Origin of the sequence: Belliella buryatensis (genome assembly GCF_900188245.1) — a bacterium.
Lineage (GTDB): Bacteria > Bacteroidota > Bacteroidia > Cytophagales > Cyclobacteriaceae > Belliella > Belliella buryatensis.
The window spans coordinates 113,726-136,663 of record NZ_FZOK01000010.1 but is presented as its reverse complement, the minus strand read 5'-3'; the positions used below and the strand labels follow the sequence as shown (position 1 = coordinate 136,663).

Annotated in this window: 14 protein-coding genes; 6 read left to right on the top strand and 8 right to left on the bottom strand. The window is 36.0% G+C overall.

Annotation, left to right across the window (positions count from 1 at the left end):
• Positions 1-106: 106 nt before the first annotated feature.
• The 3 genes from CHB66_RS11570 to CHB66_RS11560 form a co-directional block, all read right to left on the bottom strand.
• Positions 107-1,750 (bottom strand): RagB/SusD family nutrient uptake outer membrane protein, encoded by a 1,644-nt coding sequence (locus CHB66_RS11570; protein ID WP_089241087.1) that lies wholly within the window; start codon positions 1,748-1,750, stop codon positions 107-109.
• 11 nt (positions 1,751-1,761) lie between these two features.
• A complete protein-coding gene (locus tag CHB66_RS11565; protein WP_089241085.1) occupies positions 1,762-4,878 on the bottom strand; it encodes a SusC/RagA family TonB-linked outer membrane protein in 3,117 nt (1,038 codons plus the stop codon).
• Positions 4,879-5,266: 388 nt separating this feature from the next.
• Complete coding sequence (locus tag CHB66_RS11560) at positions 5,267-6,823, bottom strand: sulfatase family protein (protein ID WP_394335282.1); 1,557 nt, start codon at positions 6,821-6,823, stop codon at positions 5,267-5,269.
• Between the two features lie 190 nt (positions 6,824-7,013).
• On the opposite strand from CHB66_RS11560, the gene CHB66_RS11555 reads away from it, so the two are divergent.
• The gene (locus CHB66_RS11555) at positions 7,014-10,991 is read left to right on the top strand and encodes a hybrid sensor histidine kinase/response regulator transcription factor (protein WP_170932483.1); all 3,978 of its coding nucleotides are present in this window, start codon (positions 7,014-7,016) and stop codon (positions 10,989-10,991) included.
• A gap of 356 nt (positions 10,992-11,347) precedes the next feature.
• Here CHB66_RS11555 and CHB66_RS11550 read toward each other — a convergent pair whose 3' ends face one another.
• Complete coding sequence (locus CHB66_RS11550) at positions 11,348-13,165, bottom strand: alpha-1,3-galactosidase-related protein (protein ID WP_089241079.1); 1,818 nt, start codon at positions 13,163-13,165, stop codon at positions 11,348-11,350.
• 334 nt (positions 13,166-13,499) lie between these two features.
• Between CHB66_RS11550 and CHB66_RS11545 the strand changes: the two genes are divergently transcribed.
• Entirely contained in the window at positions 13,500-14,141 is a 642-nt protein-coding gene (locus tag CHB66_RS11545) for a hypothetical protein (protein WP_089241077.1), read from the top strand.
• 38 nt (positions 14,142-14,179) lie between these two features.
• On the opposite strand, the gene CHB66_RS11540 is transcribed toward CHB66_RS11545, so the two are convergent.
• Together CHB66_RS11540 and CHB66_RS11535 are read right to left on the bottom strand one after the other, a co-directional pair.
• Entirely contained in the window at positions 14,180-14,857 is a 678-nt protein-coding gene (locus CHB66_RS11540; protein ID WP_089241075.1) for a response regulator transcription factor, read from the bottom strand.
• The gene (locus tag CHB66_RS11535) at positions 14,850-16,298 is read right to left on the bottom strand and encodes a sensor histidine kinase (RefSeq protein WP_170932482.1); all 1,449 of its coding nucleotides are present in this window, start codon (positions 16,296-16,298) and stop codon (positions 14,850-14,852) included. Before CHB66_RS11535 ends, CHB66_RS11540 begins: the two co-directional genes overlap by 8 nt.
• A 195-nt stretch (positions 16,299-16,493) precedes the next feature.
• Here CHB66_RS11535 and CHB66_RS11530 point away from each other — a divergent pair, with 195 nt between their 5' ends.
• The 4 genes from CHB66_RS11530 (at position 16,494) to CHB66_RS11515 (ending at position 21,097) form a co-directional block, all read left to right on the top strand.
• The gene (locus tag CHB66_RS11530; protein ID WP_089241071.1) at positions 16,494-17,240 is read left to right on the top strand and encodes a GLPGLI family protein; all 747 of its coding nucleotides are present in this window, start codon (positions 16,494-16,496) and stop codon (positions 17,238-17,240) included.
• A gap of 233 nt (positions 17,241-17,473) precedes the next feature.
• Complete coding sequence (locus CHB66_RS11525) at positions 17,474-20,293, top strand: outer membrane beta-barrel family protein (RefSeq protein WP_089241069.1); 2,820 nt, start codon at positions 17,474-17,476, stop codon at positions 20,291-20,293.
• Between the two features lie 289 nt (positions 20,294-20,582).
• Positions 20,583-20,870, top strand: a complete 288-nt coding sequence (locus tag CHB66_RS11520; RefSeq protein ID WP_141107395.1) for a hypothetical protein — start codon at positions 20,583-20,585, stop codon at positions 20,868-20,870.
• A gap of 35 nt (positions 20,871-20,905) precedes the next feature.
• Positions 20,906-21,097, top strand: coding sequence for a CsbD family protein (locus CHB66_RS11515; protein ID WP_089241065.1), 192 nt, complete (start codon positions 20,906-20,908; stop codon positions 21,095-21,097).
• A 29-nt stretch (positions 21,098-21,126) separates the two neighbouring features.
• Here the strand turns inward: CHB66_RS11515 and CHB66_RS11510 are convergent, their stop codons facing one another.
• Together CHB66_RS11510 and CHB66_RS11505 are read right to left on the bottom strand one after the other, a co-directional pair.
• Positions 21,127-21,570, bottom strand: coding sequence for a CHY zinc finger protein (locus CHB66_RS11510; RefSeq protein ID WP_089241169.1), 444 nt, complete (start codon positions 21,568-21,570; stop codon positions 21,127-21,129).
• A 244-nt stretch (positions 21,571-21,814) separates the two neighbouring features.
• Entirely contained in the window at positions 21,815-22,624 is an 810-nt protein-coding gene (locus CHB66_RS11505; protein ID WP_089241063.1) for a hypothetical protein, read from the bottom strand.
• Positions 22,625-22,938: the final 314 nt, after the last annotated feature.

The window sequence follows — 22,938 nt, the reverse complement described above, 5'->3', positions numbered from 1 at the left end:
ATTATTCATTGAAGTGTTTTAATGTGATTTTAAAAAAAGAGCCACTTAAGTCAGTATAGTGACATTCAAGTAGCTCTCCTTTTAATTCGATTAATATTTGGGATTCCTAGTACCCAGGATTTTGATCCAAATTTGGATTCAAGTCAATTTGTTGTATAGGTATTGGGAACCATACTCTTTCTGATCTCCAGTTTTGCTTTATCAAGTTTACATTACTATTGTAAGCACCAAAATTTGGATTGAGCGCATTTATTTTCTCGTCATATTTATTGAAGCGAGCAAGGTCAATTCTTCTCCAGATCTCAAAGCAAAGTTCTCTAGATCGTTCGTCAATAAGTTCTTCAAAGAAATCTTCCCTGAAATAAGCATTATTGAGAACTGCTACAGATGAAGAAGGTAAGACAGAGCGTTCTCTAACTTGACTTAAAAGTACTCTAGCACCAGCTTCATCCCCTGTAAAATAAAGTGCTTCTGCTCTCAGGAGTAAAATATCACCTAATCTTAATAGAGGGAAGGATAGTGCAGTTGCAAAAGCCGCATAACTTTTCTGAGCTGGATCCATAAGTCTGTATTTACCAACGCTCATCAAAGGGCTATTTGGTCCAGGTAGTGGTCTTGGTTGGAAATATCTCACCCCATCTACAACTAATACATCTAATATATTAGGATTACCCCCTAAATTTCCTGATACATTGTGGCTGAATCGGAAATCATTCACATTATATAAATTATACAATTCACCTGTTGGACGTGTCCAACCCGAGCCAGCGCCAATAATTGGTGAATTTCCTTGAGGGATAAAATTATTCACTACTATGGTAATTACATTTTGTGATGGATCAGTAGAACCTTCCGCAGAAAGCATTACCTCTTGTGCTTGAGCGCTTTTTGTGGTTTCTCTGAAAAGTCTATCATAGTTTTCTGTAAGGATATAACCACTATTCGCAATGAGGTCGGCGGAAATTGTCAATGCGTTATTATAGCTAGCTGCAACATCCACCCATGCAAAACTATTAGGGGTATACCCAAAGTCACTCAAACCATGAGAATTCATACTTGCGAGATAAGCATATATTTTTACCAATAGTCCTGCTGCTGTCCATTTATTTACCGTAGCGGCTCTTGGGCCTCTATGTTGAAGATTTTCATAACCAAACTCTAGGTCAGAAATAATTTGCTCGTAAACTTCCTGTACTGGTAATCTTGGCAAATTGGGATCATCACTGGTACTAGTATATATTGGAATTGCTCCAAACATCATACTTAACATCATGTGTTGAAATCCACGTAATACTTTAGCTTCAGCTTCAATTTCAATTTTCCTACTACCTGCGAAAAGATTATCAGGCATATTTTCAAGGTTTTCGAGCAAGCTGTTTGCACGACCAATACCTGCATAAAGGAAAAACCAAGCATTGTTGATCTCAAAATCCGAACTTGTAAAGCCAGCAGTTCCAAACTGCCCACCTCTCAAATTTGCAAAATTAGCAGGTTTAACACCTTCATCTGTTCCTTTAGCCAGCATTTCCATTAAGTCTCTACGGAAACCAGAAGCATTACCTGCTCCTTGAACAGAGCCAGCTGTCAGTGTGCTATAAACGCCTACCAAGGCTATTTCAGCATCATTTGCAGTTCTATAGAAATTTTCAGGTGCAGTAAATGAAAATGGTGTAGGTTCAAGAAAATCAGCACATGCGCTTGCTGCCATTACTGAAACAGCTAGAAATAAGATTTTTATATATTTTTTCATGACAAATTCTTTTAGAAGGTTGCATTTAGGCTCAATGTAAAGGTTCTTGCTCTAGGATATGGAATTCTATCCAGACCAGCGAGCAAAGGATTGTTGAAATTCACTTCTGGATCCCATCCGGTATAGTTGGTCCAAGTCAGTAAATTGTTACCAATGATGTTAGCCTTTAGGCTTGCCATTCCTATCTTTCTAGCCATAGCTCTTGGAAGCGAATAGCCAAATGAAAGTGTTTTTAGTCGAAGATAAGAGCCGTCCTCTACGTAATAAGAAGATGCAATTTGTCTATCAATAGCACCATGTGCAGGATATTGATTACTTGGATTTTCTGGCGTCCAGTGATTAACAAAATAGTCCTGAACTACGTTTGCCCAAGGTTCTCCACCGTTGAGTCTAACTTTGGATGCATTGAATAAGTCGTTGCCATATGACCATTGGAAAAATATAGACAATTCAAAGTTCTTATAGTTGAATGTATTGTTTATTCCTCCAAAGTGCTTAGGATTACTTTGACCAATGATTTGTCTATCTTCATCATTGATGACACCGTCACCATTTGTGTCAGCATATTTCATTCTTCCAGGTTGTGGATTTCCTGTATAAGCAGGCAAGTCATCTCTTAACACATAATTTCTGCTTCCATGTGGTATAGAAGGGTCACTGTTATTTTGCCAAGTGAAGTCTTCTATTTGGTAGATGCCATCAAAGACAAAACCAAACATAGTTCCAATAGGCTGTCCAACGGCAGCTCTACCTATGTTTGACTGGAAGTCACCTTGTGTAGAGATTGGGATAAAATCTGCTGAACCTAAGTCAATGATCTTATTCCTATTGAAAGAAATATTAAAGTCGGTCCTCCAAGTGAAGTTATTTTTATCATAATTCACAGAAGAGATTTCTAATTCAAGTCCATAGTTATCAATTCTACCAATATTTTGCCATTGGGCAGTAAATCCACTCTGCGCAGGAATAGGTGCATTCAGCAAAAGATCAGTTGTGATTTTTTGATAAACATCAGCACTAAAGTTTAATCTGCCATCAAACAAGCCTAGGTCAATCCCAGCATTGAATTGATTTGTAACTTCCCATTTTAAATTTGGATTGGGAAGAGAACCTGGAGCGAGACCGAAGATCATGGCATCATTGCTTGCATAGAATACAGGATCCAATTGTGCTAGGTAAGTGTAAGGTGGGATACGTTCGTTACCTGTTGCACCATAGCTTAATCTCAATTTCAAATTAGAAACCGACCTGATATCCTGCATAAAACCTTCATCGGAAATTCTCCAGCCAAAAGCTGCAGATGGAAAATATCCCCATCTATTATCAGCACCAAACTTATCTGACCCATCCGCACGAATACTTGCTGTAATTAAGTATTTGTCAAAAAGCGTATAGTTAATTCGAGATAAATAAGAAAGTCTATTGTTATTGTATCGCTGTGTACTGTAAGAAGTGACAGCTGCACCCTTCGTGATATTATTTACACCGGTAGTTTCGTCTTCGAATCCCGAAACAGTATTTGCGAAATCTTCAAAGTTATAATGGAAAACCTCAAATGCCGCCATGGCATCGATTTGATGATTAGTTCCAATAGACTTGTTGTAATGCAACTGAGAGGAATGATTGTAAGAATAAGTGCTTACTTCTTTCAGCCTAGCCAATCCATTAGGAAGTCTACCCCAAGATGTTTCTGAACCGTAATACTCTTTCACTTTAGATTGGCTGACATTCGTACCTAGAACACCTGTGTATTTTAAATTATCTGTGAACTTATAACTCATGTTCACACTTGAAATCAACCTTAGTATGTTAGTACTCTTGTCTGATTTTTGGATCAAATCCAATGGGCTTATATAACCATCACTTACCAAATCCACATCATCAGTTAAGATATTCCAAGGGTTGGCTAATAGGAGCTGTTGGGTGATTCCAGTAAAACTATTAGGGCCACCATTGTTCGCAACACCACTTAGTACAGAGTAGGATGCATTTGAACTAAAGCCAAATGATAATTTTTCATTGACATTGGTGTTGAGTCTCAATCTCATGTTGTATTGAGAATAATCGTTGTTCACCACAAGACCTTCTTGATTGAGGACTCCAATTCCTATAGAATAATTAGTACTATTGTTACCACCTCTAATTCCAAACTGATGCTGCATGGTCACACCAGCTCTCAAGGCTTCATCTTGCCAATCAAATGATCTTAATTGACCGAAATCTCTAGGAGTGTCGAAAGTGCCATCACGATTTGTATCTTCATTCAAGAATTGAGAATTGCCTCTTTGAGCTTGATACACCAAATAATCATCAGGTGACAATACTGGCATTCTCCTGATAGGCTCTGATACACTTGCATCCAGTGAATAGCTAACTACGGTTCTACCGCTTGAGCCAGCCTTTGTGGTGATTATTACGACACCATTCGCACCTCTTGAACCATATATTGCCGTTGCAGAAGCATCCTTCAATACTTCTATAGATTCAATATCAGCGGGATTGATACCAGTCAGCGGATTGACTCTTGCTTGAGAAGATCCTGTACTGGCAACTTCATCAAAATTGACATCGATTTGTACTCCATCAATGACAAACAAAGGAGAGGAAGAACCATTGATAGAAGTTTGTCCCCTGACAATGATATTCATACCAGCGCCAGGCTGGCCTGAATCAGTAGAAATCTGCACACCAGACATCCGTCCTTGCATGGCTGAAAAAAGGTCTGTGCTTCTCGATTCCATGAGTGTTTCATTCTTAACACCTGTCAAAGATCCTGTAAGATCACTTCTTCTTTGAGACCCATAACCAATTACCACAAATTCATCTAAAAGGTCATCACTCTCCTTGAGACGGATTTGCATATTGGATTGAACCTTCAACTCGATTCTTTTGTAACCAGCATATGAAATGACAAGAATAGCATTTTCGTCATCTACACTAATGGTAAACACTCCATCGAGGTCTGTAATCGTACCTTTAGAGGTATCTTTTACCAAAACAGTAGCGCCAATTAAAGGGTCTCCTGTTGTATCATCTGTAACAACTCCTTTTACTTCTATCTGTGCCAAGGAATCATTTACTTGGAACAGAAAGAGAAGGATTAAACTAACTAGTAAACGTGTTTTCATAGAACTCCATGATTATTTTAGGTTATTATTAATTTTAGGTGGTTTTTAGATGGGATTAAGCCTGTCTAGATTTTTTTAATTCGCTTGGGTGTGCATTATGGCGATGTATTTTTTTCCTTCCAGTATATTAGCTGCTTGGGATTTTGTAGAGACAGCACAGTATAAATGGTTGTCCATCAAAACTTTTGCACTTGAAACTTCTTGTAATTTTAATTATTCTCATTCGCTAATAACAAAAATCTTGTAACACGACTATCCACTTTTGTAACACAAAACCTAACTTTTCAAAAATGTTACAAAATAAGTATTGGGTGTTACGATGATTTCCATTGATGGTAAGATTGAACATATCTAAAGTATGACACCTATGATAAGTTAGAGCGAACTATTATTTCAATTCAATCTCTTCAATCTTTTGATTGTAATTTCCACGAAGTTCTTCGAATCTTTTGATCAGCTTTGCTAGTAATTCAGTTTCTTGTTGTGCAAGGTTATTCTTTTGGCCTTTATCTTGGGTGATATTGAAGAGTTGAAATTCTGAATTATTCCCTAGCTCAATATTCACTGATTCAAGTATTGCAGGGCCATCATAAGGTGGAATCATCACGTAATTTCCACTTCTCAAAGCCGTGCGGCTGATAGCTTCTAGAATAAGATGCTCCCTTCCTTGATTACTTTTTCCCATCAACACATCTATCAAGTTCAAGCTATCATCGGTTTTGACTTCACTTCCAACCATACTTGCAAAAGAGCTTAAGATATCCAATTGGGAAATCAAAGCATCAGATACTCCAGGTTGAATCTTTCCCTTCCAATACGTCATGAAAGGAATTCTTGTACCAGCTTCAAAAAGGCTATATTTACCACCTCTAAAGGGTCCCCAAGGTCTATGATTACCAAGTTTTTCTACTGCATCGTCGTAGTAGCCATCATTCAAGACAGGTCCATTGTCAGAAGAGAAAATCACAAGGGTATTTTCTAATATTCCTTCTTCTTCTAAAGTTCTCATTAATTCACCCACACACCAATCTGCTTCTAAAATCACGTCTCCTCTAGGCCCCATTCCTGACTTCCCCTCAAATCGAGGATGTGGAGTTCTCGGTACATGTGGTTGTTGCATCGCATAATAGAGGAAAAATGGCTTACTGTCTTTGCTTTTAACTTTAATGTAATCCTTTGCTTTTATTAAGAACTCATCAGCCATGTCTTCATCGATCCATTTGGCACTCTCCCCACCTTTCATATAACCAATCCTCGGAATTCCATTGACAATGCTAGAATTATGACCATGATGCCACATCATACGGAGCATTTCAGGATTGTCTTTTCCTGTAGGCTCTCCTTCAAAATTCTTGTCATAGTCGACAAATATCGGATCATCTTTATCAAGTCCGACCACATGTCCATTTTCAATATAAACAGTAGGTACCCTGTCCTGAGTAGCTGCCATGATGTAGGCATAATCAAAACCAACTTCATTTGGGCCAGGGGTTATTTTTTCGTTCCAATTAACATTACCATCTCCAAGACCTAGGTGCCATTTACCAACGATGGCTGTATTATAACCTTCATTTTTTAGCATTTTTGGAACTGTCATCTGATCAGTCTCAATTAATAGTGGTGCTGAGCCAGGTAGAATTTTAGCGTCATCATTTCTCCAAGGATAAATTCCAGTCAATAAGGCATATCTACTGGGTGTGCAAGTTGCGGAAGTAGCGTATGCATTGGTAAACATCATTCCCTCTTTTGCCAATTTGTCGATCTGAGGAGTCTCAATTTCGGTAGCTCCATAAGCGCTTAGATCACCATATCCCAAGTCATCCAAGTAAATAATGATGATATTTGGTTTCTCTCCATTTACATCATATGAAATTTTTGAATTTTGATCTTTACATCCAAAAGCTACGATGAATGAAAAAATCAAATAAAGTCTGTAATTTTTCATTGTCATGATTTTAATTTATTGAGTTTATAAGGGGTCTCAACAAATGTAAAAAATGATAAATAGGATCGGCTTAGATGGGTTTTATCTGGTGTAACAAGATGATTTAAGTCTGTAACAAAATGATCAATTGTCTTAAAAATTGGATCTAAATCAATATTATTATATCATGATCGCCAAAGTGAAATGTCACATGCAAGAACTTAAAACACCAAGAATTTTATCGGCTCTATTGTTAACCTTTTTCCTTCTTGGAGGTGTTGCTGCACAAGAGCTTCACTTCAGGCAGTTGAGTGTTGACAATGGGTTGTCCCAAAATGATGTTAACTCTATTGTCCAAGATAGTTTTGGATTTATTTGGATTGGGACTTTCGATGGATTGAATAGGTTTGACGGCGTAAGGGTGCAGTCCTTTCACAGAGTATCGGGCAATCCAGAAAGTTTACCTGATAATAGGATTAGTGCGCTCAAAGAAGATAATCAAAAGAGACTTTGGATTGGTACTCAAGCAGGGCATGTTTCTTATTATTCTCTTCAGCAAGAAAAATTTGTACGTATTCCCACCCCAGAAGTTACTGGGACAGTTTATGATTTTTTACTGACTAATGATAAAAAATTCTACGCAGCCACAAGTAATGGGATACTCCAGTTGAATGAAGAGAAAGAAGCATATTTCGAGTACATCCAATCTTCCAAAAAAATTCATTTTAAGTCCTCTGCTGAAGACGCCTATGGAAACAAGTTTTTTGTAGGGGATTCAGGCGTTTTTTTGTTAGAAAATGGAATCTTAAAGAAAATAAAAGACCCTACAAATGCAACCGTCACTTGTGTAAAGATTGTGAATGAAAAGATTATAGTTGGATCATTGACAGGTCTTTACCAAGTTGTTGACTTAGAAAAAGGTGGATTTTTGAATCAACTTGAGTTAGTAGGTAAAGAAACTGTGCTATCACTAGAAGTAGACAATCAGGGAAACTTATGGGTAGGTACTGAAATAAGTGGTTTAATTCAATTGGATTCTTCTTTGAATTTTGTCAATCAATTTGTTTCATCTCAATTAGATAATAGGAGTTTATTGAGCAACATTGTTTTATCTCTTTATTTTGACCGATCAAACAATTTATGGGTTGGGAATCGACATGGTTTATGTTTTACAAGTCTTGAAAAGACATGGTTTAGTTCTTTAAAATTGAATGACCTTAATAGACCATACATTAGGAATTTGTATGTACGGGAAAACGATTTATACATAGGTATTAATAATCAAGGATTGTTCAATTTTGATTTGGCTACTCAAAAATTCGAAAAACTAATGCCATACGATATCAAATATGTCAATCAGATGGCTGAGATTGATAACAAACTTTATGTTTGTTCGGACCAAGGCCTATTGATATATGATGGAGATAAAAGATTTCAACGCGTGTCTTTGAATGGGGTGATTGCAGATAGGAGGTCTCAAGGTATTAGATCAATAGAAAGAGATGAGTTTGGTCGCATTTTTTTAGGAACCAGCAATGGCATAGTTTTCAAGGATAACAATAATTATCAACTGATGTGGGCAGCGCATCCAGCACTTAAGGAACTTGAAGAATATACTGTTTTTAGAATGCATTATGATAAAAATAGTAAACAATTACTTGTTGCTACCATTTCAAAAGGCCTTATAGCAATCAATTTTGATGATAAGGGAGATTTTTTGGGACTTGAAGATGAATTATTATATGATTTGAATGACTCCCCTATTTCCAATACTTCAGTTTGGGCTTTTCATACAGATAAATATAACAGAATTTGGTTGGGTTCAGATGTTGGTTTGTTTGTTAGAGAGCAAGATTCCAGAATTTTTGAGCAGGTAGAAATTGATGGAATTTTAGATAAGAAAATCGTGAGTATAGTGGAGGACAACTTTGGTCACCTTTGGCTTTCAAATACCCATGGACTAATTCAGTATAAACCAGAGTCAGGTAAAATCATGAAATATGATTATGGCGATGGTCTTCTATCGAGTAGCATGACAGAAGGTTCTGGCAAATTAGGAGATTCGCTTTTCTTTGGTACTTCGAGCGGTGTGAATTTTATAAATCCTCAAAAACTGAACACCAAACTAAAAAAGCCTGAAATTCTATTGTCTAATCTTAAAATCCACAATGAACTCGTTACGCCTGGTAGAGAGCTATTTGGATCAGTGATATTAAATAAGAATATCAATTCAGCCGAAATATTAGAATTAAATCACAACCAGAATAATTTTTCTCTTGAATTTGCTGGAACTGATTATTCAAGTATTACAAAGAATAGGTTTAGGTATCGACTAGAAAATTATGATAAGAAATGGATCAATGCCAATGAAAACAGGTTGATTTCATATTCCAATTTAGATCCAGGCAATTATGTATTGCAGATTCAAGCTGAGGATAATGAGGGGAATTGGGCGGAGAATTCGATTTATTTACCCATCAGTATTGTCCCATCTCCTTGGAAAACACCTCTAGCTTATTTGATATATACATTATTGTTGGTTTCGATAGTTATTATTTTCATCTATTTCTATCACAGTAAACAAAGATTAGATCATCAAATCCAGCTAGACCAAATTAAAATCAATCAGGATAAAGCCTTAAGAGATAAGCAACTTAGGTTTTTTGTGGATGTAGCTCATGAGTTCAAAACACCTTTATCCTTGATCTTAGCTCCTTTTAACGATTTGTTCAAGCATGATCTTAATACAGATCAAAAGAATGTTTTTCTTCAAATTGTATCTAGGAACATCAATCGAATGAATTTTCTAGTAAATCAACTTTTGGATCTTGGAAAAATAACAGAAGGATTGAACCTCATCAAGGTGACAAAGAGGGATTTAAGACAAACCATTCGTGACTACCTACAATCTTTTGAATGGCAAGTCAATCATGAGAAAATTGATTTGAGATTAAATCTTGATCATTGTGTAGGTTTCTTCGATCAGGATGTTCTTGAAAAAGGGTTTTATAATGTTTTATCAAATGCTTTCAAATACACTCCTCAAGGAGGTACTATAGATATCTCTTTAAAAGCTAAGGAAATTAATGGAGAAGCAATTGCCATCTTAACCGTGAGTGATAGTGGACCTGGAATTCCCGACGAGCAAAAAAATAGAGTGTTTGAGCGATTTTATCATGGAAAAGACAGAGCCTCTTCCGGAATTGGGTTACACTTAGCCCAGCAGCTTATTCAAGCACACGGAGGAACGATTTCGGTGGAAGATAGTAAGATGGGTGGAGCTAAGTTTATCATAGAACTTCCAATTTCAAAAGAGCGCTATTCAGATTATCAGACTGATTTGAGTGATGAAGCAGAAGAAATTCAGACTGATTCAGATGTTGTTTTTGAAGAAGAGACAGCTGTAAATGAAGAAACAATTTTGATTGTAGAAGATGATTATGAGTTAAGAAATTACTTAAAGTTGAGTTTGCAACATGATTATAGAATCTTAGAATCAAATAATGGTGAACAAGGCTTCGAAATGGCCCAAAATAAACTGCCTGATATCATTATCAGTGATGTCATGATGCCTATCATGGATGGTATTGAAATGTGTAAAATGCTCAAATCAAATGAAGGGACTTCGCACATTCCCATTTTATTTCTAACTGCCAAAACTGATGTAGAAATGCAGAAAAAAGGTTTGGATGCTGGTGCATGGGATTACATTACCAAACCGTTTGATTCTGAAGTATTGCATAGAAAAGTAGAGAATATTCTGGTAACTAGAAATAGGTTTAAATCTTATTTGCTTGAACACAATCTCAATTTTGACATCAGAACCCATTATACCTCCTATGACCAACGCTTGCTTCAGAATGTAAACAAAGTAATTGAAGAAAACCTTGAAGATGCTAGTTTTACAGTGAATGATCTAGCTAATGAAGTAGGCTTAAGTAGAATGCATCTTCACCGAAAACTCAAAACTTTGGTCGGTGAAACAGGCAAGGAAATCATTGTTAGGGTCAAAATCAAGTACGCAGTCAGCATGTTTGATCAAGGATGTGACAGAGTACAAGAAGTCATGAACGCCATCGGAATGACCAACTATGGTAGCTTCAACAACAACTTTAAAAAGATCATGAACATCACCGCAACCGAATACTTGGCAAATCTAAAGTCTAAAACCAAGGAGACTGATCATTGAAAAATGTGATCTTAACTTAGTCAAAACTAATATGTTTTTCCAAAGGATTTGAATTTGATGTATATATGGAACTTTACCCACAACTGCATGAAAAAACGGAATTAGTTTACCCCTTATTTAAATAAATATTGGATACGCCAATGCAGACAAGTTACTTATTGATATTGGTCAATAGCAAACGAGTAAAAGCAATGAAGAGAAGTTACTATCAAAAAATCTTATCATCAGATTTAATAATTAAATATTAAACCAAAAAGGGGCTTCTCAGAGCCCCTTATTTGGTTATTACTTTTTTTACAATCTGTTAAAATAAAAGTGAAATAATCTTTTCAAATAACTAGTGTCGGTATCAAAATTTACTTTTCATTAAATCCTTTATTATTTTCATTCTTTAAGGTTTTTGAGCTTTTTTCATCTGACTTTAGAGCTTTGATAGACTCGCCTTCATAACTATTACCTTCTATTCTAATGTTTTGAGAGTTTGTTAATTCGATCATTGGAGCATCAAGATAGAGATTAGGACCTTGATCGATTTTTACAATTTTATTCCCTTTAATTATTAATCCCTCTACCCTATCAGCCATGACGATTCTGTTTCCAAATGTATGGATGGTGTTATTCTCAAACCTAATATTGCGATCATATAAATGAGTTTGATCGAATGATTTCCCTAATCTAGGTGAGATATTTAGAACCGCGTGCTCGGCACCACTATAGGCACAGTATTCAAAAGTATTGTTTTGGATCAACACATCCGTTACTCCGCCAGATTCAAACCAAAAGAATGTCTCTCCCCTAAAAAACACCGAAGACATCATAGAAGAGAAGTAATTGTTTTCTATTACTGTTTTCAAAGGGGTTTTGAGTACGATATTTCTAGCTCGGTGATTTCTTATTGTACAGCCTCGCATGGTGAATTCTGGGTTCCAGGTCTTATTTTCGAGAATATCTCCAGGCTGCAATCCTTCTGGAATATTAGTATTGAAGTTAAGTTCAGTGTATTGCTCGTTGATGGTTCTTACTTGGCTGACGATAGCTGTTTCACTTCGCTCGGGAGATGGCTGCTTGATAAACCAAACCTCGTCAGATGGGGCTGCAAATTCAAAACCCATTTGCTCGAAGTGCATCAACTTGGTTAGTACCGTTTTATTATCTATGATCTTGTCGATTACCACGTATGTTCCACGTACATTGGTGCCATCGTCCAGCATGTTTTCAAACCTGCAATTTTCGATTAAAATGGCCCCTTTGCAATTGGCAAAATGGGTTGCATCGGCTGTAGATGAGATGACTCTGTTGGTACCTTCTTTTAGATGTACTCCGCTATTTAGAATTTGAATATTTTCAGAGCGTTCAAATAAAAACCCCATTCCTAAGGCATGGTGAATAGTAATATTTTCTAAGATGATATTGGAAGATGTTTTGAACTCAAAAGCTGGAGCATAGCGGTCATTTTCACGATCTCCTTTTGAACTAAGTAGCGACCCAACAGGCGGATAATGATTTAAATGTTCATGAAATCTCAAATTCCCATTCGGCAATTCTTCTACCCATCTTGGATTACTGTTGATATCCCATGCACCATGCATAGGTCTTTTTTCTATTGGATCAAATGCTAAAGTGCTTCCTGGATAATCATAGGAAAAGCCATCAATATTTGGGAATTCAAGCCTACCCTTCTTAATTGTCCAAGAGAAACCTTCTGTTCTAGGTTTAATGTCACGCCAACCTTCTTCTTCATTAATTGCCATTACCTCTCCCAAAAAAGTAAATGGAATATCCCAATCGATGGTTATTCCACTGATATTGACACTTTCACAACCTTCGAAAAAGAAAGGCATAGCTTGACCATGAAAAATGAATTCAGAGCCATTTCCATCAATTTTTACTGATCGAAACTTATCAAAATTAAAAATGATCTTTTTGTAACCATTCCCGTGATTTGTAATGCTTAAATATTTTCCTGAAGCATAGTCTGGTAAAAACTTATATTCTCCTTTTTTAAATTCAATGATTAGGTCTTTTTCATTGGTATTTTCAATGATCTCACGGATTATTGGAGTCATGTCTTCGCCAATTGGTTCGATGATAATCTTCGAACTAGGAAAAACTGCCGCGCTGATTGAAAACCCTATAAATGTAAAAACTAGGATTTTGATAAATTTGGATGTCATGTCTTTTTAAAATTAATAAGATTTATAGGTTGTATAGACAAATTAGCTCTTGATCAATCCATATTTTGAGTAGTGATTTATCAAGATTATTTTAGCCAAAAATAAAGTTTAAGGGATCAAGAATACCTATCTAGGTGTAACACAAGCCTACAAGATTGTAACTTGGATAAAAAAACTAAGGATAAGACAAGTGAAAAGATTGAAAAATTGAATTAAAGCTTGAAGAAAAAAGGGAAAAGGACGATATAAACAGAGTTCTTTCCAGTTCAATTCGAAAAATCCTCTATCTTTATTTTTCGAAGAAATGCTAAGATGACTTTTGAATTAACTTTAAATGGTACATAAGTTCTCAGATAGAGAAGTAAAGTTTGCTCAGTATATTAAAGAAAATACTCCTCATAAAATTTGGTTTGGATATTATATTGATTATGCATTTGACTTTGGAAGCTTCTATATTAAATTAGAATGTATTTTAGAAGATGTTGATTCTCCCCATATATATTCAGAAGCTAAAATTGTGAGATTGACCAAGCATGATGAAGTGTTTGTTCCTGAAGAATATACAAAGCTAATCTGTCAAAAAAAGAATATTGAATGTTTATTCATTACAAGAGCAATGTTGCATTTTTCCTTATTTGAAGAGTATTCGAAAACAAAACAAATTTTTAATCGGTTAAAGCAAAAGTCAAAAATACTTTTTACTGGAAAACAAGATTATTTGGGTGATATGTTTGCTAAAGTAGATGGTTGTTATGAAACATTTATTAGTCATCCCTTATCGATAAATGCTAAAGATGTAAATCCAGAATTTTCTAATCTGGTAGATTGTGGTTTACTTATTCAAATAGAAGGAAAAATGTTAAAAGCATTTGTTGAAGATAATAGCTATGGATTTCATGTTTTCAATGACAAATATTTTTTCGCTAAGGAAGAAATAAAGGAGATTTATGATAAATATGAGTTGATTGAGATTTAAAAAAAATATAAGCATCAAAGGAGATGAATCAACCTCTCTTAATAAGAAAAGTAGTATCCTATTCCTTTGATGGTGATGATTTCGACGTTTGGGTCAGCTTTGAGGTAGTCTCTGAGTTTGGTGATGTATACGTCAAGGTTTCTAGAATTGAAGTAGCTGTCATCGTCCCAAAGTTTGAGCAGAATTTCCTTTCTCTCTAAGGTGCTATTGGCATGTTTCAATAATAGACTCAGAATTCCTGCCTCTTTATGAGAAAGTCTTTTGAAGGTATTATCTGGACATTTGAGTTCGTAGCGTAGGGGTAGAAATTTGAATTTCCCAAAATTGATTTCTTGCGCATTGCTTACCTGACCAGAAGTCAAGGTTAGTAAGTTTTCTATCCTGATGATCAATTCTTCCAGACTAAATGGCTTTTTCAGGTAGTCATTCCCTCCTACTTTGAAGCCTTTGAGGACATCATTTAGCTGACTTTTGGCCGTGAGAAAGATAATAGGCATCTTTGGTTGTGTTTTTCTTATTTCCTCTGCCAAAGTATAGCCGTCCATTTTGGGTAGCATGATGTCTAGGATACAGATATCGGGCTGCATACTTTCAAAAGCCCGCAAACCCGCCAAGCCATCTTCGGCCATAGTGATTTCATAATTTCTGCTTTGAAGGCTTTCTTTGACAATTTTTCCTAAAGCAGGCTCATCTTCTACATAGAGGATTTTAGTCATTTGTTGGAAGGGTAATGGTGAATATTGTTCCTTTGCCTTCTTTAGAGTTTAGGCTGATTTTTCCTTGATGAGTTTGGACTGCTGCAGCCACTTGTGAAAGTCCCAAACCATAACCTTTGACATCATGTAAGTCCGCTTGGGGCACGCGGACAAACTTGTCAAAGATGTCTTTCTGATATTTTTCAGGTATTCCTATGCCTTGGTCTTGAATTTCAAAGACGAGTTGTTTTTCTTTTTTGTAAAGCTTGAGATGAATCAACTTTGTCTTGATGCTGTATTTGACTGCATTATCAAGTAGATTGAAGATCATCAAGGTTAATTGTTCTTGAATTCCAAACAAATTGTATTTTCCTGCTTGCTTTTCGAAATTAAAAATAAAGCCTTTTGCTTGTAATATAGGCTTAAAAGCATGTATCTGCTCTTCAAGAATTTGATCAAATCGAATTTCGATTTTGGATTCTTTTTGCATGCCTGATACCAAAGAACTTAAAATGCTTTCGGACATTTGGCTGAGTCTGTTCAACTCTTTTTTGGCTATCTGAATGTATTCCTTTCTGTTTTCTACCTGTTGATCTACGCCAAAATTCTCCAATGCCTCCAAGACTATTCCTACAGTGGCTACGGGTGTTTTGAGCTCATGAGTGATGTTGCTAATCAGGTCATTTTTGAGAAGATTGAGCCTTTGTTGGTTGAGGATGTTTTTATAAAGAACAAGAAAGGAAAAACTGATCAGTGCGAGCGCTAATATTCCAAAAAGTAAAGTAGGAAACATTTTGGACCAAAGATAAGGTTGGTAATTGATCAATTCGGCCTGAAGTTTAACACCAAAAGGAACAATAACTTCATCTAGTACTAAGCGATTTGTTGAATCAGTGGAGATGTTTTGACCAAAGTTTAACCTTCGGACAGCAGCTGATAAGTTGTAGTCTTGCTCAGTCAGCCTTTTATTGAAAACTTCTGATACGAGTGCACTATCTAAGATTTCTCTTCTAAAAATAAACTCCATTCCACGTCCAGAGATACTATCAGTTTTTTGGATGATCGGCCTGATAAATTGCCTGATCGAATCTACACCGAAATTTGAATCAGATGATACTATACTTATAACCCTGTTTCTAACTGAATCGCCTAAAGTATCCTTAAGTGAATCTACAGTTACTTGAATCTTCAATTTCCCATCGGTCAATTGATTATGGAATTGTTGATCTATTCTTCTAAGGACAACTCCCCTTGCCTCAGATGCAGAGATGCTGTCTACAGGGAGAATAGGTGGAAGCCTTAGAGGCGATGCTCCTTTCCAAACTAAGGAATCTATCAAGTCAGTGACAGTATTGGAGAAAAGTAAAGAAGTCTCTTGCTTCAACCCTGATTTATAATCTTGGTATACAGCATGTAGCCATAGCCCTTGAAGTACAAGCATCACAAGGATACTAGATGTCATCAGGATTAAGAAGGACTTGTTCTTTTTAGTCATAAAACAAAGATAAGTGCTTTTTTTAGGGCTAGTTAGCCTCATTAACCTTAATTAACCTTGTTTACAGCTTGATTAACCTAATCGGGATTTTTCACTTCCTACATTTGATGCAACAATTCGATTAGCAAAATTGAGCTTTGATTAAATTAAAATCTTAAGAATATGAAAAAATACATGTTTGTGATGCTCCTATGTGCCCTTTGGTCATTTATCAGCCAACATGCTGAAGAGGGCGCCATTATTTACCAAACTAAAATCAACATGCACAAGAGACTTCCTGCTGAGCGAGAGGAGTTGAAAGCCATGATTCCTGAATTTAATGTAACAAAAAATATTCTGCTTTTTAATCCAAGTGAAAGCCTTTATAGAACTGTTCCTGAGGAAGAAAATCCTTTTGATCAGGCAAGCGGTGGTAATCGCATGGTCATGCGTACCATGAATTCTAATGAGACTTATCAGGATAGAAAAGAGTCAATGATCACTTTGGTTAGAGAGTTTATGGGTAAAAAATACCTTACCAAAAGGGAGCTTAACAGGATTCCTTGGAAACTTGAAAATGAGACGAAAGAGATTCAAGGTCTTCTGTGTAAAAGTGCTAGCTATACAGACGAAAATCAAAGAGCAATAAAGGCTTGGTATACAGAAGAAATTAGAATCCCTCTTGGGCCTGAGAATTTCCAGGGTTTGCCAGGATTGATTCTCGAAGTAGCTATCAATGATGATGACATGATTATCAGTGCTGATAAAATTGAATGGAGGGCATTGAAGAAAAATGAGCTAAAAGCTCCAAAAGGCGGACAAGAAATCAGTGATGAAGCCTACCGTGCTATGCTAGAAGAGCAAATGAAAAATATGGGGGTTCAAATGCAAGGTCAAGGAAGTGTAAGGACATTTATAAGGAGTTTTTAGTCATTAAAGATTGGAAAATTGGAAGATTCAAAAATTCTGGCTTTTGATTTTATGGAAGTTTTCTTCATTAAATAAATCAGATTTTTGATATGGAGGATAGGCTTGAATTGCTTGTCAATCGCTTCTTTTTAAGGTGTTAAGGGCTTGGCACTTGGTACATCGTACTTTCTACAGACAAGTCAAAGTTAAGGAACGGAAAATAGATAATGTAATTATACTACTAGAATTGAATTATGAAAAAGCTGATTACTTGTATTTTTCTATTATTGCTTAGCGCCTCAATCCATGCCACTGCGCAAAATAGCCGATGGTCCTTTATGGGCAAGTTGCAAGACAGTCAGTCAGAGCCTTTGCGATCTGCAACAGTGACGCTTTTGAGCCCTTCAGATTCAACGCTTTTGGCCTTCGGAATAAGTGATGCTAAAGGAGAATTTGAAATAAGAAATATTACTGAGCAAGTTTGTCTGGTACAGGTGACTTTCATGGGAATGGAAACATTCTACCGCCTTGTAGAAAGGCCTGAAAACGCGCTTAGTTTGGATATGGGCATTATTCAAATGAAGGAAAGTACAGCCGAATTAGAAGAAGTTACTATCCAAGACATTGCTCCTATTACCATCAAGAAGGATACCATAGAGTATCATGCGGATGCATTTAAAACACAACCTAATGCTAATGTAGAGGAGTTGCTCAAGCGGCTGCCAGGTGTGGAAGTGGATCAAGAAGGAAATATCAAAGCGCAAGGAGAAACAGTCAATAGGATTTTGGTTGATGGTAAGGAGTTTTTTGGAACTGATCCAAAACTGGCAACAAAGAACCTACTGGCTGAAGCAATAGAAAAAGTCCAAATCCTAGATCGCAGGTCTGAGCAATCCCAATTTACAGGAATAGACGATGGACAGCGCGAAAAAACCATAAACCTAAAGTTAAAAAATGATTTCAAAAAAGGGTTTTTTGGTAATTTCACCGGGGCGTACGGAACAGATCAGCGCTATAAACTACAAGGTAATCTTAACAGGTTTTCAGAAAATCAACAATTATCATTTTTAGGGCTTTCTAATAACATCAACGAGCAGGGTTTTTCGATAACTGATTATCTCAATTTTCAAGGTGGTGTGCAAAGTATGGGGGGAGCAGGAGGACAAGTGAGAATCACAGTGGGTGGACCTGGAGGTGGAAGTGCAGGTATTCCGATTAATTCAGGTCAGCGCATGAATGGTATCATGGATAGTCATGCCTATGGAGCTAATGTCAACCAAGATTTCTCGAAAAAAACACAGTTGAGAAGTAGCTACTTTTTCAACCAACTCAATCATCAGATTTCACAAGATACAGATCGGTTGAATTTCTTCCCTTCTGGTGATTTTACATTTGAAGAAAGGAGCATTCAAGATAATGCCTCCAATAATCACAGACTGAATTTGATCTTAGATCATCGCATAGATAGTCTCAATTCTTTTCGGTCCACCAACAATGCTCAATTTACTCAATCTGATCGATTTGGACGGAGTGAAACAGTCAATAGGGACTTATCTGGTAATCTTCTCAACCGAGGAAATAGGACCAATTTGACGAATGGTGATACCTACCAAGCCAATACTGAAATGTTATTGAGACATAGGTTTAACAAACCTGGACATACAATCTCAGCCAATCTAACTTTTGGAATCAATGCGAGTGATTACGAAGGATTCTTGTCTGCCACCAATGAATTTTTTGGTGAATCCCCAAGTGTAGAAGTGATTGAGCAAGAAAATAGACAACAGAACCAAGCTTTGAATTATGGTTCGAATGTTTCATATACTTCTCCTTTAGGAGGAAGAAAATATTTGGAATTGGTCTATAATTTTAGACAAAATCGAAGTGAAGTAGATAGAGCAGTGTTTGATAGAGTCGGTGAAAATCTGGTATTCAATCAAGCGCTTAGTAATCAATTCAATGCTGTCTATACCTATCATCGACCTGGAGCTAATGTGTCTTATAATGCGGGAAAATACAATTTGGTAGCAGGACTAGCCCTGCAAGCGACAGCTCTTAATGGAGAGTTACTCCTATTTGATGATACGATAAGTAATAACTTTCAGAATTTGCTTCCAAGCCTCAGGATGAATTACAGCATGAGCAATACGAAAAACCTGATGATCAATTATCAAACCTCTGTGAATGAACCAAATATAGAGCAGTTGCAGCCTGTGATCAATAATGCAGACCCATTGAATATCTATGTGGGGAATCCAACATTACGGCCTGCATACAATCATAGATTGCAGTTGAATTACAATAGCTTTGATATGGGAAAGTTCATTAATCTTTTTGCGAATGGATTTGCCAATTTTACAGAAAATGCCATTGTAAACGCTCAAAGCATTGATGAGAGGCAGGTTAGGACGATCACTCCTGTCAATGTTCGTAGTAATATGTTATTTGGAGGTACAGTGAATCTTGGCTTTCCTATACCTTCATTGAATAGCAGATTTAATCTAGGTCCTAATATTAATTACAGCAATGGGTATAATCAAATCAACGAGCTAGAAGACAGGATACAAATCAATAACCTAGGTGGAAATTTGCGTTACGATTTTACATGGAAGGATTTGGTTAATTTCGGTTTTTCATCCAACATCAGCAGACAATCTACAGCATATACCTTCAATGCTCAACAAAACCAATTGTTCTTCAATCAAAACTATAATGTTGAATTGGGTTTGACATTCCTTGAGAAATATGCTTTTGCTGCAAATTTCAATTATCTGAAGTTTAACTCTAAGACTACCGATTTCAATGAGGCAATCCCCCTACTCAACATCTCTTTGAGTCGATTTATTTTGAAAAATAACATGGGTGAAATCAAACTATCTGGAAATAATCTCCTTAATCAAAATATTGGAGTATCGCAGCGAGCCGATGTGAATTTTATAGAGCAGACTGTAACCAATAATCTGGGTAGGATTATTATGCTCAGTTTTACATACAAACTCAATAGCAAGCTAAATCCACTCAACTCAATGGGAAGACCAGGTGCTGCTGGACCTGTGAGGATGATAAGGATGTGATTTTAAAGATAATAGAGCTGTTTTTATAAATGATGTATCTGTAGAGTTGTACCTAAGGTATGAGGAGAGGCTATATATAGCTTGGTAAACGCTACTTATAGATAGGTGAACCAATCCCACAGCACCATAAATTAGGATATATATTAGTTTTTATTTGATTTCTAAGACTTTATCAAATAGCTGTTTTAATTAAAATTTTGCAAGTTTATCTTTTAATTATGTAATTATTTTGTTGAAAAATTCCTCACTTTTGAGTATCAACAACGAGGTTGATGTAACCCTAACTACCATGAAAGATTACCAAGAAAAAAATCAAGAGAAAAGAAAAGGCGATTTCTCTCAACCGAAAGAAAAGCATGAGAATGACAGAAAGCAAGAGCAATTTGGTCAAGTTCAGGCTGGAAAAGATCATTCTGATCGTCAAGAAAGGAAAGATGAAAAACAAGGCAGCAACATCATCTCAGAGAAAAATCAAGAACAAAGAGGAGGAGATCAGGATCAAAAATCAGGTCAATTTGTGAGAAGTAACGAGCAAGCTGATCGTGATCAAAGAGATGATCAAAAAGAGAAACGTTAATTAATGCAATATTAAATCTTATAAACAAGAAAAATATGACTGCGATAAAAGATAAAATGAAGGGAAATTGGAATCAAATAAAGGGTAAACTCAAACAGAAGTATGGTGACCTTACTGATGATGATCTAGTCTATGTAGAAGGTAAGGAAGATGAGTTGCTTGGCAAAATCCAGAAGAAAACTGGTAAGTCTAAAGAAGAAGTGAATAAGTTCATTGAAACCATCTAATTGGAAAAGTCGGTTGATCTGTCATAGGTTTACCGACTTTTTTCATGTTTATTAATCTTTTTTGTCTTTATTTTTTTCTTTTCTTCCACATCAAAATACAGGTGGTAATGATTGCTACAGCCTGGATTGAAGCTGGCTTCACATTTTGGACATGTATTGTTGGCGTTCATGTAATCTGTTACACTAAGTTCATGACCACAAACGCCACAGAGGATAGCTTTTTGATTAAACTCAGCCTTTGGCCAAACCTGATGCTCATGGTCGGCCTCTTCTTCATGACAGGAAAAGCAAGGATAATACTTATCGCAGCATTTGAATTTGATAGCAATGACATCTAAGTTAGAATGCCAATGCACGCATCTCGTTTGGTGATCTATGGATTTACCAAAAACTCTAATCCCTTCAATTTGAATGATATTGAAAGGTCCTGATGTCTGATCTTGGGCTGATGCAATGCTTATATTCAATAGCATGCATAGAAATATTAATAATTTCAATGGAAGCTTTTTTGGTAATTCTTTGAAGAAGCTCATTATTACTGACTATTGAGTTTATAGCGCTAAAATAAGGAAATTATATTATTAGCTCTATTAGGTATAAAGTTTCAACTCAAACTTGAGAAGGCTTACCCATGGACTGAGAATTCTGATAGTTGAGTAAACGAAGTAGGTACTAAATCGCTTAGGAAATGCTATAAATAATTATAAAACAAGATCACTACTCCTCTGGCTCTCCTACAATAGCTCCTACTATAATCGCCCCTAGTAATAAGCCTCCCAAGAAGCCTAATCCTTTAAGTTCATAGTAAGTGGACATGTCTTCTCGAGAGATTAATTTTTGATCTAAAGTTTTGCGGCTAATATTACTCAGCCTTGCATAACTTGATAAGTAAAAGTTTTGTGTTAAAGTATTGGTTACTTCTGGCTGATTGTTTTTATCCAATAAGGAGTAATTGATAAAACTGGTAAGTTTCAGCGGGCTGTCATCCTGATTATAAAATAGTACTTTCATGTACATGGGTTCATCAAATAGAGGATAGGTAGTCCAATTCCCGTCAAATTTCTCCCCTATTACCATTTGCTTTTCTACTCTGATATTTGTGTATTGTCCTTCAGCAAAAGAGAATGGAGGAATAATAATGGTATTGGGTGTTGTTTGCATTTCTGCATTCAAATAGCTAATTGCGCCAAATTCACCTGTTCCAAAAGTATTCAAATTTCCGAAAATAGTCGACTTTCCATCAACAAAGCCCATAGCCTTTCCATTGACAGTCATTGCGGATTTGGTCAGATTGATTAGTAGTGGCTTATTTGAATAATTTTCCATTCTGATCTGAATCTTTCCACTGCTTGTATTGAAGGCGTGGGAGATCCCTATGGTATCATTTTTTATAGCATAATTGCCTTCATCGGTTAATTCCTTTCCCTCATCATAATTCTGCCATGTTCCAACATAATGTACTGCACAACTTGAAGCTAAAAACATTACTGAGGCTAGTAGAAGGATTGATTTGATTATTTTAAACATAAAACTTTCTTATGATACCTAGTTTGTTATACGGAAAAGAAAAAATAAGTTTGACAAATAATCCCACTTTCAAACAAACTATTAAAAGAATAAATATTGGGATCAATGTATTTTGAAATATAATATTTTGAATATAAGCGAATTAAATGCAGCGGTATTAGAAGATTTAATTTTGAAAAGAATGATACCTACGCTTTTAAATAAATTTGATGTAATCTTTCCAAAGTTTAAATTCCCCCTATTTTTTATCTGATAAGATTATTCCAATTCTTTGAATTTGGTTCCAAAATTAAAGATTAATGGATTCATTGTCA

Coding starts and splice junctions, on each gene's coding strand:
- CHB66_RS11570 (WP_089241087.1), bottom strand. CDS start 1,750: ATGAAAAAATATATAAAAATCTTATTTCTAGCTGTTTCAGTAATGGCA.
- CHB66_RS11565 (WP_089241085.1), bottom strand. CDS start 4,878: ATGAAAACACGTTTACTAGTTAGTTTAATCCTTCTCTTTCTGTTCCAA.
- CHB66_RS11560 (WP_394335282.1), bottom strand. CDS start 6,823: ATGAAAAATTACAGACTTTATTTGATTTTTTCATTCATCGTAGCTTTT.
- CHB66_RS11555 (WP_170932483.1), top strand. CDS start 7,014: ATGCAAGAACTTAAAACACCAAGAATTTTATCGGCTCTATTGTTAACC.
- CHB66_RS11550 (WP_089241079.1), bottom strand. CDS start 13,165: ATGACATCCAAATTTATCAAAATCCTAGTTTTTACATTTATAGGGTTT.
- CHB66_RS11545 (WP_089241077.1), top strand. CDS start 13,500: ATGGTACATAAGTTCTCAGATAGAGAAGTAAAGTTTGCTCAGTATATT.
- CHB66_RS11540 (WP_089241075.1), bottom strand. CDS start 14,857: ATGACTAAAATCCTCTATGTAGAAGATGAGCCTGCTTTAGGAAAAATT.
- CHB66_RS11535 (WP_170932482.1), bottom strand. CDS start 16,298: ATGACATCTAGTATCCTTGTGATGCTTGTACTTCAAGGGCTATGGCTA.
- CHB66_RS11530 (WP_089241071.1), top strand. CDS start 16,494: ATGAAAAAATACATGTTTGTGATGCTCCTATGTGCCCTTTGGTCATTT.
- CHB66_RS11525 (WP_089241069.1), top strand. CDS start 17,474: ATGAAAAAGCTGATTACTTGTATTTTTCTATTATTGCTTAGCGCCTCA.
- CHB66_RS11520 (WP_141107395.1), top strand. CDS start 20,583: ATGAAAGATTACCAAGAAAAAAATCAAGAGAAAAGAAAAGGCGATTTC.
- CHB66_RS11515 (WP_089241065.1), top strand. CDS start 20,906: ATGACTGCGATAAAAGATAAAATGAAGGGAAATTGGAATCAAATAAAG.
- CHB66_RS11510 (WP_089241169.1), bottom strand. CDS start 21,570: ATGCTATTGAATATAAGCATTGCATCAGCCCAAGATCAGACATCAGGA.
- CHB66_RS11505 (WP_089241063.1), bottom strand. CDS start 22,624: ATGTTTAAAATAATCAAATCAATCCTTCTACTAGCCTCAGTAATGTTT.